A 14,516-nucleotide genomic window follows, 5' to 3' on the forward strand; every position below is an offset into this window, starting at 1 on the left:
CACGGGCGTCCGGACCTGGGTCCGCTACCGCGTGTTGACCGATGAGCCGTCCTGGCGGGAAATCCTGGAAACGCGCAATTGTCCTGGGCCAGGCGCTCCCCGCCGGCCCGACCCCCGCACGCCCTGCAGCGGCGTCCATCGCCCTCGCGCCGCTGCATCGACTGCAGCACGGCAGGGCAACTACGCGACAACGCAGGCACGGCACGATCCACGACGACACTCCCCAACGCGCGGGTGGTACGAAGGGTGTGTAGCACGGGCTCGATTGCCGGGTCAATAATTTATTCTTGCAATCGCGCGTACAAGGAATAACTATTCCTGAAGCTACCGAGGAGCCTGTTCGATGAATCCGTTCCGCCTGTCTGCCGCCCTGCGGCCTTTGCCGTTGGGTGTCGCCGCCGCGGCCCTGCTGTGGTCATCGCTCGCGCTGGCTTCCTCGCCGGTGCCCCAGAGAACGGGCGACGGCCATGCCGGTGTCATCGGCCTGCAGGCTTCCTATCTGGGCGCCGACCACTGGGTCGGGCAGCTTCCCGATCCGGACCGCGTGATCCTGGACCGCGCCGGCATCGCCGCGCAGAACGCGCGCATGCGTGCCGAGGACAAGTCGATCCACGACCTCGCCGCGCTGCCGGCGACGCTGTCGCGCGAGGAGGTGGTTGCGAGGATCCAGGAGCTTTCGTCCCTGCCCAGCCGCACCCTGTATGACGTCAACGGGCGCGAGGTCGGCGCCTCGCAGCTGCGCTCGCTGGAGCGCAACCTGGCGCTGGGCAAGGTCGCGGCCACCACCGATGTCCGCTACGGGCTGGTGGTGCATCGCGCCGCGCTGCGCACCTTCCCGACCGCGCTGCGGGTGTTCAACAGCCGTGGCGATACCGACATCGACCGCTTCCAGGAGTCGGCGCTGTTCCCCGGCGATACGGTAGCAGTGCTGCACGAGAGCGCCGACGGCCAGTGGCTGTTCGTCACCAGCGAGCGCTACTCGGCGTGGATCGAGAAGCAGCATGTCGGCCTCGGCAGCCGCGCGCAGGTACTCGGCTATGGCAGCTCCGGCCCGTACCGGGTGGTGACCGGCGCCACCGCCTTCACCGCCTACACCCCGGAAGAGCCGCGCGTGTCGCGCCTGCAGCTGGACATGGGCGTACGCCTGCCGGTGCTGGCCGGCTGGCCGGCCAACGAACCGGTCAATGGCCAGCAGGCCCACGCCGGCCACGTGCTGCAGCTGCCGGTGCGCAACGCCGACGGCTCGCTGGCCCTGGTGCCGGCGCTGCTGCCGCGCTCGCAGGACACCGCCGACGAGTACCTGCCGCTGACCCCGCGCAACCTGCTGGTGCAGTCGTTCAAGTTCCTCGGCGAGCGCTACGGCTGGGGCCACTCGTACGACGCCCGCGACTGCAGCGGCTTCGTCTCGGAGATCTACCGCAGCTTCGGCGTGTTGCTGCCGCGCAATACCAGCGCGCAGGCGGTGAGCCCGGCGCTGGACCGCATCGCCTTCACTGCCGACGACGGCAAGGACCAGCGTGACCAGGCCGTGGCCGACCTGCAGGTCGGCGATCTGGTCTACATCCCGGGCCACGTGATGATGGCCATCGGCAAGGCCGACGGCCGTACCTGGCTGATCCACGACACCTCCGGCGGCAGCTGGTTCGGCGCGGATGGCAAGCGCGTGCAGGCCCACCTCAATGGCGTCTCGGTGACGCCGCTGGAGCCGATGATGGCCAGCGACACCGCCAGCTACGTCGACCGCATCACCAACATCCAACGCATCCGGCCACGGGCCCACGAATGAAGATCACCGCCATCGAGCTCGGCATGCTGCGCGTGCCGCTGAAGACCCCGTTCAAGACCGCCCTGCGCACCGTCGACACGGTCGAGGACATCGTGGTGCTGGTGCGCACCGACACCGGCCACACCGGTTACGGCGAGGCACCGGCCACGGCGGTGATCACCGGTGACACCCACGGCTCGATCATCGAGGCGATCCGCCACTTCATCGGCCCGCGCCTGATCGGCCAGGACGTGTCCAACCTCAACCGCATCTGCGGGCTGATCCAGGGCTCGATGGAACGCAACACCAGCGCCAAGGCCGCGGTGGAGATTGCCGTCTACGACCTGTGGGCGCAGCTGCACGGCGCGCCGCTGTACCAGATGCTGGGTGGCGGCGACCCGGTGATCACCACCGACATCACGATCAGCGTCGACTACATCGACAAGATGGTGGCCGACTCGCTGTCGGCGATCGAGCGCGGCTTCGAGTCGCTGAAGATCAAGGTCGGCAAGGACATCGGCCTGGACATCAAGCGGGTCAAGGCGATCCATGCCGCGGTCGAGGGCCGTGCCCTGCTGCGCCTGGACGCCAACCAGGGCTGGACCGCCAAGCAGGCGGTGCACGCGATGAAGGCGCTGGAGGACGCGGGCGTGGTGCTGGAGTTGCTGGAACAGCCGGTCAAGGCGGCCGACATCGCCGGCCTGAAGTACGTCACCGACCGGGTCAACACGCCGGTGATGGCCGACGAGAGCGTGTTCAGCCCCACCCAGGTGTTCGACCTGATCCAGCAGCGCGCCGCCGACATCATCAACATCAAGCTGATGAAGACCGGTGGCCTGTCCAACGCGATCCGCATCGCCGACATCGCCGCGATCTACGGCATGCCGTGCATGATCGGCTGCATGATCGAATCGAGCATCAGCGTGGCGGCCGCCGTGCACCTGGCAGTGGCCCGCGCCGACGTGATCACCAAGGTCGACCTCGATGGTCCGTCGCTGGGCCGCTTCAACCCGGTCGAGGGCGGGGTCACCTTCAACGAGTCGGAGATCAGCATCTCCGATGCGCCCGGCCTGGGCATCACCGAGGTGCGCGGGCTGGAAATGCTCCCCGCATGAGCACCTGGCAGCGCAGGGTCATCCGCACCGCGCTGCCGCATACCCCGGCGGTTTCCCGCACGGCACCTGTCCGCGCAGGTGCCGTTCGCATCTGCGTGCGCGTGCCTGCCGGCCCGCTGCGCCGGCGCCGGTCGCTGCCGTAAAGTCCTGCCACCCAACCGCCACCTCGCCCATGCCACCGCTGCTGAAGATCCGTTCCGAACGCGAGCAGATGTCGGCGATCGAGCGTCGCATCGCCGACTTCATCCTCGACAACGCCCACCTGCTGCGCGACTACTCCTCGCAGCAGCTAGCCAATGCGCTGGACATCAGCCAGTCCTCGGTCGTGAAGTTCAGCCAGAAGCTCGGCTTCAAGGGCTATCCCGACCTGAAGTACTCCATTGGCGAGGCGGTGGCCCGCGCCGGCAACGGCCAGGCCGAGGCCGCACCGGCGCCGCCGGCCGACAGCGACTACGCCCGCCACGCCACCGACCTGCACCGTGCCAAGCTCGAGGCCGAGGAGGAAACGCGGCTGGTGAATCCGCAGGAGACGGTGGAGGCCATCGTCGGCCTGCTCGATGCCGCACCGAAGGTGTTCGTCTACGGCCTGGGCGATGACGGCCTGTACGCACGCGAGTTCGCGATGCGGCTGTCGCTGCTGGGCATCCTCACCGTGCACCACGCCGATCCGGTGCTGATGATGGCCAACCTTTCCGCTGCGCGGCCGGGCGACGTGATGCTGGTGTTCTCCGAGTTCGGCCGGCTGCCCCAGCTGTGGCAGCTCTCGCGCCAGTTCCAGGAAGGCGGCGGCAGGGTGGTGTCGATCACCCGCCACACCTCCAATCCGCTGCGCGCGCATGCCGATGCGGCGCTGGCGATCTGCGCCCATGCGCAGGCACCGCACATGGCGCAACTGTTGTACCGTTCCTCGCTGCAGTACCTGCTCGATTTCGTGTTCGTGCTGCTGTGCCATGCCAACCCGGACCGGTACCGCCAGCTCGGCGTCAACCAGGAACGGATCCAGCACCTGATCGACAACTGACCGCCGGAGCCTGCCGACCCATGCCCAGTCCCACCCGCGCCGCCACCGGCGGCCTGCTGCCGCGCCTGGCCCTGCTGCTGTCACTGGCCGTGCCGGCTGCCGCCACCCTGGCAGCAAGCGGCCCGCTCGATGGCGCCAGGCAAGTGGTCGTGGTGACCAGCGAGGGCTGGGATGCGGGCAGCGGGCGCCTGCAGGCGTTCGAACGCGGCGACGATGGCTGGCAGCCGCATGGCGACTCCTTCGAGGTGGCCCTGGGCCGCAGTGGCAGCGCCTGGGGCGTGGGCCTGCATCCGGCGCCCGCCGGCGACGGTCCGCGCAAGCGCGAAGGCGATGGCCGCAGCCCGGCGGGCGTGTTCGCCATCGGCGAGGCCTTCGGCTACGCAGGCATGATCGACAGCGCGCTGCGCTACCGGCCGATGCTGCGTGACAGCTACTGCATCGACGTGCCCGAGTCGCCGCTGTACAACCGCATCGTCGAGGCCGACGAGGTCGGCGCCGAGGCGGTGGAAGGCTCGACCGAGCCGATGCGGCTGGACCTGCACAACAACGGCGACGTCCGCTACCGCGAAGGTTTCGTCATCGCCCACAACCCGGGCAACCAGCCCGGCCTGGGCAGCTGCATCTTCGCCCATCTGTGGCGCGCGCCCGGCGAGGCCACCGCCGGCTGCACCGCCATGGAACCGGCACGGATGAGCGCGCTGCTGGCCTGGCTGCAGCCGCAGGCCCGTTTCGTGCTGCTGCCCGCGGCTGAATACCGCCGGCTGCAGGCGCAGTGGCAGCTGCCGGCACTGGAGGCCGCACCGTGAGCGAAGCCGACAACAGCCAGCCGCAGCTGGTCCGCGCGGTCAGTCGCTGGCAGATCGTCGGCCTGTCGATCAATGACGTCATCGGCAGCGGCATCTACCTGCTGCCCGCGGCCACGGTCGCCCTGCTCGGCGGCTTCAGCCTGTGGGGCGTGGTGCTGGCCGGCGTCGTCGTCGCGCTGCTGGTGGCCTGCTACGCGCAGGCGGCCAGCTATTACGACGCGCCCGGCGGCAGCTACCTGTACGCACGCGAGGCCTTTGGCCCGTTCATCGGATTCCAGGTCGGCTGGATGATCTGGCTGACCCGCATCGCCTCGGCGGCGGCGCTGGCCAATGCCCTGGCCGACGCGCTGGCGCGGTTCTGGCCGGTGCTCGGCGAAGGCGGCGGGCGTGCGGCGGTGATCGTCGGCTCGCTCGGGCTGCTGACCTTCATCAACGTGATAGGCGTGCGTTCGGCCGCGCGCACCGGCGTGGCGCTGGTGATCGGCAAGCTGCTGCCGCTGGCGGTCTTCATCTTCGTCGGCCTGTTCTACGTGGACTGGTCGCTGGCCTTCCGCGGCGAGGCCATTGCCCTGCATGACCCGGCCAGGCTCGGCGAAGCGGCCTTGCTGCTGCTCTATGCCTATGCCGGTTTCGAGAACATTCCGGCCGCCGCCGGCGAATACCGCAACCCGCGCCGCGACCTGCCGTTCGCGCTGATGACGATGATCGTCACCGTGACCCTGGTCTATGCCGGCGTGCAGCTGGTCGCCCAAGGCACGCTGGCCGGGCTGGCCGGTTCGGCCACACCGCTGGCCGATTCGGCCGCCACCTTCGGCGGCGTCGGCATGGCGATGCTGCTGACCTTCGGCGCGGTGGTGTCGATCCTGGGCACCAACTCCAACACGATGATGATGGGCCCGCGCTTCCTGTACGCCCTGGCCCATGACGGCTACGGCCCGTCGATCCTGGCCCGGGTGCATGCCCGCTTCCGCACCCCGGCCGCGGCCATCATCACCCAGGGCGTGATCGCGCTTGGCCTGGCGCTGGCACCGATGCTGATCGAGGAACCCACCCACAATCCGTTCGTGCTGCTGGCCCTGCTGTCGATGGTGACCCGGCTGCTGTCCTACATCGGCACCGCCGCGGCGGTGCTGGTGCTGGAGCGCCGCTACGGCCACCGCGCCGAGGCCATGCAGCTGCCCGGCGGCCGGCTGATCCCGGTGCTGGCGCTGCTGCTGTGCCTGGCGCTGTTTGCCAGCGCCAGCTGGCAGAACATCCTTGCCGCGGCGGTGGCCTTCGCGATCGGCGCGGTGATCTACCTGTTCCCGCGCCGGGCTCACTGAGCGGCCACGTCCCGGTCACGGCTGGCTAACTGGAGTGCGGCGATCGTGCGGCGTCTCCCCCACAGGAACGCGCCGATGAAGACCCGCCGTGTCTACAGCACCCACGACGTCGAGGCCGCCCAGCACGCCCTGCAGGCAGCGCGCCAGCATGGGGTCGAGAACGATGACCTGTCGCTGGTGGCCCGTGGCGACATCGAGCTGCAGCAGATTCCCGACGACCGCAAGGAAGCGCGCACCGACATGCTGCCGGCCGTTGCGCGTGGCGCGCTGGGCGGCGGTGCCGCCGGCCTGCTGGCCGGGCTGGTGGCCATCGCGGTGCCGCCGCTGGGCATCACCCTGGCCGGTGCCGGCGCACTGACCGCCGCCGGCGCCCTGGTCGGCAGCTGGTCGTCGGCGCTGATGGGCTCGACCGTGCCCGACCCGGTGCGCCGCACCTTCGAGGAGCAGATCGAGAGCGGCCGCATCCTGCTGGTGGTCGACGCCGAACCGGAGGTGCTGGACCGCGCCGAAACCGCGATCACCGCCGCCGGTGCTACGCCGCTGCCCTACGACGCCCCGTCATTGCCGGCCTGAGCGCAGTCCTTGATCCGGCGCTCACGCCGTGGCGCACCGGCCTTAATGCCGGTGCGGTTAGGGTCATGCGTCCCCGAGAAAGGAAACGCCAATGAGTACCGACTACCAGATCCCCGGCCGCGTACCCAATGACGGCGTGCAGCGCACCGCGGTTTCCACGTTCTGGCGCGAGCGCTTCACCGCAGAGCCGTACTACACCGAAGGCGACCGTTTCGAGGATTTCGAATCGGCCTACTACGCCGGCCACGAGGCCCGCGTGCGCGAATACACCCGCGCCTATGAGGAAGTGGAAGCCGAACTGCAGCAGCGCTGGGAACACGACCATCGCGACAAGCCCGGGCTGGGCTGGGACCGTGCGCGCCACGCGATCCGCCGCGCCTGGGACGAGGCCGGCAAGCTGGTGTCCGGCACTTCGCGGGACCGCTGATCGGGCGCAGTCGCTCGTGAAACGTGCAGTCGCGCGGCCAGCGGGGGGGCGTGGTGACGCCGGTTTCGCTATCGATGGTGTAAAACACCCGGCAATACCCAGCTGCAACAGGAGACCCGCATGACGCCCCGACTGCTGCTCACCCTCGCCTGCGCGCTGACGCCCGGCCTGGTCACCACGGCCTGCGCGCAGGACAACGAAGCCCAGCCGGCGGCGGTGGAACGCGCGCAATGGCCGTTCACCGCCACCGAGTTCGGCAGGTTCGACGAGCCGTGGGCAATGACCTTCCTGCCTGATGGCGGCCTGCTGGTCACCGAGAAGGGCGGCAAGCTGCGCCATTTCGACGTCACCTCGCGCAAGAGCACGGAGATCACCGGCGTGCCGGCAGTGGCCTACGGTGGCCAGGGCGGCCTGGGCGACGTGGTGCTGCATCCGCAGTTCGCCAGCAACCAGCTGGTCTACATCAGCTATGCCGAGGCCGGCGACGGCGATACCCGCGGCGCGGCCGTGGCGCGGGCGAAGCTGCAGCTGGACAAGGCCGGTGGCGGCAAGCTGGCCGACCTGCAGGTGATCTGGCGGCAGACGCCCAAGGTCACCGGTAGCGGCCACTACGGCCACCGCATTGCCTTCGACCAGGACGGCAAGCTGTGGATCAGCTCCAGCGAGCGCCAGAAGTTCGATCCGGCGCAGGACATGAAGGCCAACCTCGGCAAGCTGATCCGGCTCAATGACGATGGTTCCGTGCCGGCCGACAACCCCTTCGTCGACCAGGGCAGTCCCGCCGACCAGGTGTGGTCGCTGGGCCACCGCAATATCCTCGGCATCGCCTTCGATGCGCAGCAGCGGTTGTGGGCGCACGAGATGGGCCCCAAGGGCGGCGACGAGCTCAACCTGATCCAGCGCGGCGGCAACTACGGCTATCCGCTGGTTTCAAACGGCAACCACTACGACGGCCGCGAGATCCCCAACCACGACACCCGTCCGGACTTCATCGCACCGAAGGTGACCTGGTGGGAAGTGATTTCCCCGGCCGGCCTGATCATCTACAGCGGCAGCCAGTTCCCGCAGTGGCAGGGCAGCGGCTTCATCGGTGGCCTGTCGTCCAAGTCGCTGGTTCGCGTCGCCTTCGAGGGCGAGAACGCCAGCGAGGCCGAGCGCTTTGACATGGGCGAGCGCATCCGCGAAGTCGAACAGGGTCCGGACGGCGCCATCTGGCTGCTGGAAGACGGCAAGGGCGGGCGCCTGCTCAAGCTGACCCCGCGCAACTGACGCCCATCAAAAGGCTCGGAGAACAGCCCGTCACCGTGCGGTGGCGGGCTTTTTCCGTTTTGCGAATCAAAGAGCGAGCAGCTCGAACGACACCGGCTCGCCGTCCTGCGCCGAGGCGCAGACCCACAGGTCGAACAGGCCCGGTTCGGCGCGCAGCACGCCATCGCGGCCGGTGAACTGCAGCTGCGAGCGGTGCAGCTGGAACTCCACCTCGACACTTTCGCCGGGAGCCAGCGCCACCTTGCGGAAGTCCTTGAGCTCGCGCACCGGACGCACGCGCGAGGCGACGCGGTCGTTGATGTACAGCTGCACCACTTCCTCGCCCGCGACCTTGCCGGTGTTCGTCAGCGTGGTGGTGATGGTGAGCGTGTCGTCCCAGCCAAGCCGCGCGGTCGACAGCCGCGGCTGGCCGTAGGCAAACGTGGTGTAGCCGATGCCATGGCCGAACGGGTACAGCGGCGCATTGGGGATCTCGCGCCAGCGCGCCTTGAACTCGGACATGTCCGGCAGCTCGGGACGGCCGGTGCGCGGATGGTTGTAGTAATACGGCTGCTGCCCGGACACCTGCGGGAAACTCACCGGCAGGCGGCCGGACGGGTTGTAGTCGCCGAACAGCACATCGGCCACCGCGTTCCCGGTCTGGGTGCCCAGGTACCAGGTCACCGCGATCGCCTGGGCATTGCGCACCGCGCCCTGCAGGGCCAGTGCGCGGCCATTGCGCAACAGCACCACCAGCGGCTTGCCGGTCATCGCCACCGCTGCGGCCAGCGCCTGCTGCGCGGCCGGCAGCACGATCTCCACGCGCGACTGCGCCTCGCCGCTGTAGCGCTGCGGCTCACCCAGCGCCAGCACCACCACGTCGGCGCGCTGCGCGGCGGCCATTGCCTGTTCGGTGCCGTCCTGCAGCGCGGTTTCCAGCCCGCAGCCATCGAGGATTTCCAGCAATGAGTCATCCTCGAGCGCGGCGCGCATGCCCTGCTCCAGGCTCACGTAGCGCGCCTTGTCGCCAAACAGTGTCCAGCAGCCTTCGATGTTGTCGCGGTCGCGCGCGAACGGGCCGATCAGCGCGATCTTCTGCCCGCGCCTGCGCAGCGGCAGCACCGCGTCCTCGTTCTTCAGCAGCACGATGGAACGGCGCGCCACCTCGCGCGACAGCGCATCGTGCGCGGGGATATGCGAGGTGTCGGCCTCGCGCGCCGGGTCCAGCGAGCGGTAGGGATCATCGAGCAGGCCGATGGACTGCTTGAGCCGCAGCATGCGCCGCACCGCCTCGTCGAGCATCGCCATTGGCACCTGCCCACTTTCGACCAGACCCGGCAGGTGTTCGGCGTAAAAGCCGCTCTGCATGCTCAGGTCCAGTCCGGCGGTGAAGGCCTTGAGCGTGGCGTCGCGCTCGTCGGCGGCATAGCCGTGCGCGACCAGCTCCATGTCGGCGGTGTAGTCGGAGACCACGACGCCGGGGAACTTCCATTCGCCGCGCAGGATGTCGGTCAGCAGTTCCTCGCTGGCACTGGCCGGCACGCCGTTGATGTCGTTGAAGGCGCTCATCACCGCCAGCGCGCCGGCGTCGAGCGCGGCCTTGAACGGCGGCAGGTGCACGTCGCGCAGGGTCTGCGGCGAGATGTCGACCTGGGCGTATTCCATGCCGGCGGCGACCGCGCCATAAGCGGCGAAATGCTTGGGCGTGGCCAGCAGCGCGTCCGGCGCGGTGAGATCGTCGCCCTGGAAACCACGCACGCGCGCGGCGGCGAACGCGCAGCCCAGCACCACGTCCTCGCCGGCACCTTCGGCACCGCGGCCCCAGCGCTGGTCGCGGGCGATGTCCACGGCCGGGGCGTAGGTCCAGTGGATGCCGGCGGCGGTCGCCTCGATCGCGGTGGCGCGTGCGGTGCGCCGGGCCAGTTCCGGCTCGAAGCTGGCGGCCTCGCCGAGCGGGATCGGGAACACCGTGCGCATGCCGTGGATCACGTCGGCCGCCAGGATCACCGGGATACCGAGCCGGCTTTCCTCCACCGCCACCTGCTGGATGCGGCGCCCGGCTTCGGCACCGACCCCGTTGAACAGCGAGCCCACGCGCCCGGCACGTACCTGCTCGAGCACCTGCTCGGCGTTGCGCACGTTGGTTTCCGGGTTCACGTCGGGCGCGAACGGCCGCACCATGTCGGCGAACACCCCCAGCTGGCCCACCTTCTCCTCCACGGTCATGCGGGAGATCAGCGATTCGATGCGGTCATCGGCCATGGGAACTTCCTCGGAACGTGGGTCTTGCCGGCAACGCACTCAGCGCGCGCGTGCCTGGTCGTGCAGCTGCATGAACATCGCATCGCTGGACTGCTGGAACACGCGTAGCCCGAAGGCCGGCAGGATCGCCAGCAGGTGGTCGAACACATCCGACTGGATCGCCTCGTACTCGGCCCACGCGGTGCTGGCGGTGAAGCAGTAGATCTCCAGCGGCAGCCCATGCTCGGTCGGCTGCAGCTGCCGGACCAGCTGGGTCATTTCCTGGTGGATGCGCGGATTGTGCTTCAGGTACTGCTCCACGTAGGCGCGGAACGTCCCCAGGTTGGTGACCCGGCGCGCGTTGACCGGCGCCATGCCCTTGGCCGCCAGTCCGGCATTCCAGGCCTGCAGCTCGCGCTGCTTCCCGTCCAGGTAGTCATGCAGCAGCGCAAAGCGCGACAGCTCGGCCACCTGCCCGTCGTCAAGGAACTGCACGCTGTGCTGGTCCAGGTACAGCGAGCGCTTGATCCGGCGCCCGCCCGATTCCTGCATGCCGCGCCAGTTCTTGAACGACTCGGTGACCAGCTTCTTGGTCGGGATGGTGGTGACGGTCTTGTCCCAGTTCTGCACGGTGACCGTGTGCAGGGCGATGTCGATCACGTCGCCATCGGCGTTCTGGCTGGGCATTTCGATCCAGTCGCCGATGCGGATGCGGCCATCGCCACTGATCTGCACGCTGGCCACCAGCGACAGGATGGTGTCCTGGAAGATCAGCATCAGCACCGCGGTTGCTGCACCCAGGCCGGTCAGCACGTGCAGCAGCTTGACCCCGGCCAGGGTCGCCACCACCGACAGGCCGGCCAGCACGAACACCACGATCTTGGCGACCTGCAGGTAGCCCTTGATCGGCTTGTTGCGCGCATCCGGACGGCGCTCGTAGAAGTCGTTGAACACGTCCAGCGCATGCGAGGCCGCCAGCGCGATGGTCAGCATCGTCCACACGTGGCAGGCGCCCTGCAGCACCCGCACCAGGTCCGGGGGCAGGTCCGGCACCAGGTTCAGTCCGGCGGCGATCACCACCGAGGGCACCACGTTGGCCAGGCGCGAGATCACCCGCAGCGGGCGGCGGCCTTCCTCGCCATGGCCGGACACCCGCTGGATCACGCTGTGCAGGCCGCGCAGCAGGATGCGCTTGGTGACGAAATTGGCCAGCCATGCCACCGCCACCAGGGCGGCCAGCACGGTGGCTGGCCACGCCATCGGATACGGTTCCAGGGACTGCTGGAGCGACTCCAGCCACGGCAGGACGAGTGCCGGTTGCTGCATGGGGAATCCTTTTTCTACTGCGGGGAATCAGCCGGCGTCGCGGCTGCGTTCGATGATCACGCCAACGGCGCGGGCGCCACGCACGGCACCGGGCTTGGACAGCTTCAGCCGCAGCCACTGCACGTTGAATTCGTCCAGCACGATCTGCGCGCAACGCTCGGCCAGGGTCTCCACCAAGCCAAAGCCGGACTGGCGGACGTACTCCTCCAGCCGTTTGCTCACCGCCTTGTAGTTCAGGGTGTCGGCGATGTCGTCGGTGGCCGCGGGCCTGCGGTTGTCAAAGCCCATTTCCAGATCGAACACCAGGGTCTGCCGGATGCGCCGTTCCCAGTCGTAGATGCCGATCAGCGCCTCGATTTCCAGGCCCTCGATGAATACCTTGTCCATTGGATGCTGCGACAATACGGGCTCAGGATTCTAGCCCAAGGGCGACGGCACCGAATGAAACTGGCCTATTTCCTCAAGGATGCGACCGCTTCCGGCGGCATGGAGCGCGTGCTCTCCAACAAGTGCGCCTGGTGGTGCGCGCAGGGACACGAGGTGCATGTGGTGTCGCTGGTCGATCCGCAGGGACGCGAGCCGTTCTTCCCGTTTCCCGCGCAGGTGCGCCACCACAACCTCGGCCTGCAGCGGATCTACCGCAAGGGCCTGGCGAACAAGCTGCGCAAGGGACGCAACGTCGAAGCGTTCGTCGCCGCCGCCGACCGCTGGCTCACGCAGTTCCAGCCGGACATCGCGATCTCGATGTTCGACGAGTACTCGCGCCACCTGCCGCGTACCCGCCATGCGTGCCGCAAGGTCGGCGAGCTGCATTTCGCCAAGCACAAGAGCGCGCAGCACATGTACCGGCTGGAGCGGACCGCCGCCGGACGCGCCCTGTGCCGGCTCTACAAGCACGCCGACTACCGCCTGATCGGCGGCTACGACGCCTTCGTGACCCTGACCGCGCAGGATGCCGAGGCCTGGGGCCGGCTCCCCAACATCACCTCCATCCCCAACGCCGCCAGCTTCGCCTGCCCCACGCGCGCACCGCTGGATTCGAAGCAGGTCATCGCGCTTGGCCGCAATACCCGGCAGAAGCGCTTCGACCGCCTGCTGGAAGCGTGGTCGCGGGTGGCGCCACGCCATCCGGATGCGACCCTGCGCATCGTCGGCCCGGGCGGCAAGGACGACCTGCGCCGGCTCGCGCACAGGCTGGGGATCGAGTCGCAGGTCACCCTGGACGACGCCGTGCGCGACGTGCCCGGCGCGCTGATGCAGGCAAGCGTGCTGGCGTTGTCCTCGCAGTACGAGGGATTCGCGATGGTACTGCTGGAGGCGATGAGCTGCGGCCTGCCGGTGGTGGCCAACGACTGCCGCAGCGGCCCGGCGGAAATCGTCACCCACGGCGAGGACGGCTTCCTGGTCGCGCCGGGCGACATCGAAGGCATGGCCGCGGCGCTGGACCGGCTGCTGTCGGATCCGTCGCTGCGCGACGCGATGGGCGCCGCCGCCCACCGCAACATCGCGCGTTTCTCCGGGCAGGCGGTGATGGCCCGCTGGCAGGCGCTGTTCGAAGGGCTGTTACGCGCCTGAGGCGGCCAGCGCCGGCAGGGCGGCCATGTCCCAGCGCGGGGTGACGCGCACCGAAGTGTCCTCGTGCTGGCCGGCCTGCAGGCGCAGCGCGCCGGCGAAGGCGATCATCGCGCCGTTGTCGGTGCACAGCGATGGACGCGGGAAGCAGGCGCGTCCGCCGCGCTGCGCGCACATCTCCTGCAGCTTCGCGCGCAGGCGCCTGTTGGCGCCGACGCCGCCGGCGATCACCAGGGTGTCGCTGCCGGCCGCCTCCAGCGCGCGCCCGCACTTGATCGCCAGGGTGTCCACCACCGCGTCCTCGAAGCCACGGGCGATGTCGGCGCGGGTCTGCTCGCCCTGGTCGCTGTCGCGCCAGGCCAGCAGCACCTGGGTCTTCAGGCCGGAGAAACTGAAATCCAGCCCCGGGCGGTCGGTCATCGGCCGCGCGAACCTGTACTTGCCCGGCGTGCCCTGCTCGGCCAGCCGCGCCAGCTGCGGGCCACCGGGATACGGCAGGCCCATCAGCTTGGCGGTCTTGTCGAAGGCCTCGCCGGCGGCATCGTCCAGGGTTTCGCCCAGCAGGCGGTAGGAACCGATGCGGTCCACCGCCACCAGCTGGGTGTGCCCGCCGGACACCAGCAGGGCCACGAACGGCGGCTGCGGCGGGTCGTCCTCCATCAGCGGTGCCAGCAGGTGGCCTTCCATGTGGTGCACGCCGACAGCCGGCACATCCAGCGCCCAGGCCAGCGAGCGGGCCACGCCGGCGCCGACCAGCAGCGCGCCGACCAGGCCCGGCCCGGCGGTGTAGGCGACGCCGTCGATGTCCGACGGCTTCAGCCCGGCTTCGGCCAGGGTCTGCCGTATCAGCGGCAGGGTCTTGCGCACATGGTCGCGGCTGGCCAGTTCCGGTACCACGCCGCCATACTCTGCATGCAGGGCGATCTGGCTGTAGACGGCGTGCGCACGCAGCGCGTCGGGGCCGGAGAGGTCGGTGTCATACACCGCCACGCCGGTCTCATCGCACGATGATTCAATGCCAAGGACTTTCATGGCACGCATTGTGGACCCGATTCGGACGGGTGCAAGTGCAAAGTGCTTGCACAGCCGGATCAAGCCGC

13 protein-coding genes are annotated in these 14,516 nt (G+C 69.1%); 9 read left to right on the forward strand and 4 right to left on the reverse strand.

Features of this window, described 5'->3' with window-relative positions; all coding sequences use genetic code 11:
- Nucleotides 1–343 precede the first annotated feature (343 nt).
- The 8 genes from LG380_RS10905 to LG380_RS10940 all read left to right on the forward strand — a co-directional run bounded on the left by LG380_RS10905 (nucleotide 344) and on the right by LG380_RS10940 (nucleotide 8,298).
- A complete protein-coding gene (locus LG380_RS10905; protein WP_225765113.1) occupies nucleotides 344–1,786 on the forward strand; it encodes an SH3 domain-containing protein in 1,443 nt (480 codons plus the stop codon).
- Nucleotides 1,783–2,880, forward strand: coding sequence for a dipeptide epimerase (locus LG380_RS10910; RefSeq protein ID WP_225765115.1), 1,098 nt, complete (start codon nucleotides 1,783–1,785; stop codon nucleotides 2,878–2,880). Before LG380_RS10905 ends, LG380_RS10910 begins: the two co-directional genes overlap by 4 nt.
- Nucleotides 2,881–3,052: 172 nt before the next feature.
- Nucleotides 3,053–3,901 carry a MurR/RpiR family transcriptional regulator gene (locus LG380_RS10915; protein ID WP_225765117.1) on the forward strand — a complete coding sequence of 283 codons (849 nt, stop codon included), beginning with the start codon at nucleotides 3,053–3,055 and terminating at the stop codon, nucleotides 3,899–3,901.
- Nucleotides 3,902–3,921: 20 nt separating this feature from the next.
- Nucleotides 3,922–4,707 carry a hypothetical protein gene (locus tag LG380_RS10920; protein ID WP_225765119.1) on the forward strand — a complete coding sequence of 262 codons (786 nt, stop codon included), beginning with the start codon at nucleotides 3,922–3,924 and terminating at the stop codon, nucleotides 4,705–4,707.
- Nucleotides 4,704–6,029, forward strand: coding sequence for an APC family permease (locus LG380_RS10925; protein ID WP_225765121.1), 1,326 nt, complete (start codon nucleotides 4,704–4,706; stop codon nucleotides 6,027–6,029). Before LG380_RS10920 ends, LG380_RS10925 begins: the two co-directional genes overlap by 4 nt.
- A gap of 75 nt (nucleotides 6,030–6,104) precedes the next feature.
- On the forward strand, nucleotides 6,105–6,602 hold the full coding sequence (locus tag LG380_RS10930) for a hypothetical protein (RefSeq protein WP_225765123.1): 498 nt from the start codon (nucleotides 6,105–6,107) through the stop codon (nucleotides 6,600–6,602).
- A 91-nt stretch (nucleotides 6,603–6,693) separates the two neighbouring features.
- The gene (locus LG380_RS10935; protein ID WP_225765125.1) at nucleotides 6,694–7,029 is read left to right on the forward strand and encodes a hypothetical protein; all 336 of its coding nucleotides are present in this window, start codon (nucleotides 6,694–6,696) and stop codon (nucleotides 7,027–7,029) included.
- Between the two features lie 120 nt (nucleotides 7,030–7,149).
- Nucleotides 7,150–8,298 (forward strand): PQQ-dependent sugar dehydrogenase, encoded by a 1,149-nt coding sequence (locus LG380_RS10940; protein ID WP_225765126.1) that lies wholly within the window; start codon nucleotides 7,150–7,152, stop codon nucleotides 8,296–8,298.
- 66 nt (nucleotides 8,299–8,364) lie between these two features.
- Here the strand turns inward: LG380_RS10940 and bglX are convergent, their stop codons facing one another.
- From bglX to folB, 3 genes are read right to left on the reverse strand one after another with little or no spacing between them, the layout of a single operon-like run.
- Nucleotides 8,365–10,539, reverse strand: a complete 2,175-nt coding sequence (gene bglX, locus LG380_RS10945) for a beta-glucosidase BglX (RefSeq protein ID WP_225765127.1) — start codon at nucleotides 10,537–10,539, stop codon at nucleotides 8,365–8,367.
- 39 nt (nucleotides 10,540–10,578) lie between these two features.
- Nucleotides 10,579–11,844, reverse strand: coding sequence for a mechanosensitive ion channel domain-containing protein (locus LG380_RS10950; protein ID WP_225765128.1), 1,266 nt, complete (start codon nucleotides 11,842–11,844; stop codon nucleotides 10,579–10,581).
- A 27-nt stretch (nucleotides 11,845–11,871) separates the two neighbouring features.
- A complete protein-coding gene (gene folB / locus LG380_RS10955) occupies nucleotides 11,872–12,231 on the reverse strand; it encodes a dihydroneopterin aldolase (protein WP_225766575.1) in 360 nt (119 codons plus the stop codon).
- Between the two features lie 54 nt (nucleotides 12,232–12,285).
- Between folB and LG380_RS10960 the strand changes: the two genes are divergently transcribed.
- Nucleotides 12,286–13,419, forward strand: coding sequence for a glycosyltransferase family 4 protein (locus tag LG380_RS10960; RefSeq protein ID WP_225765130.1), 1,134 nt, complete (start codon nucleotides 12,286–12,288; stop codon nucleotides 13,417–13,419).
- On the opposite strand, the gene tsaD is transcribed toward LG380_RS10960, so the two are convergent.
- Nucleotides 13,408–14,448: a tRNA (adenosine(37)-N6)-threonylcarbamoyltransferase complex transferase subunit TsaD gene (gene tsaD, locus LG380_RS10965; RefSeq protein ID WP_225765132.1), complete on the reverse strand. Its 1,041-nt coding sequence runs from the start codon at nucleotides 14,446–14,448 to the stop codon at nucleotides 13,408–13,410. The two genes, LG380_RS10960 and tsaD, sit on opposite strands and share 12 nt — an antisense overlap.
- Nucleotides 14,449–14,516: the final 68 nt, after the last annotated feature.

This window comes from Stenotrophomonas sp. Marseille-Q4652 (assembly GCF_916618915.1).
Taxonomy (GTDB): domain Bacteria; phylum Pseudomonadota; class Gammaproteobacteria; order Xanthomonadales; family Xanthomonadaceae; genus Stenotrophomonas.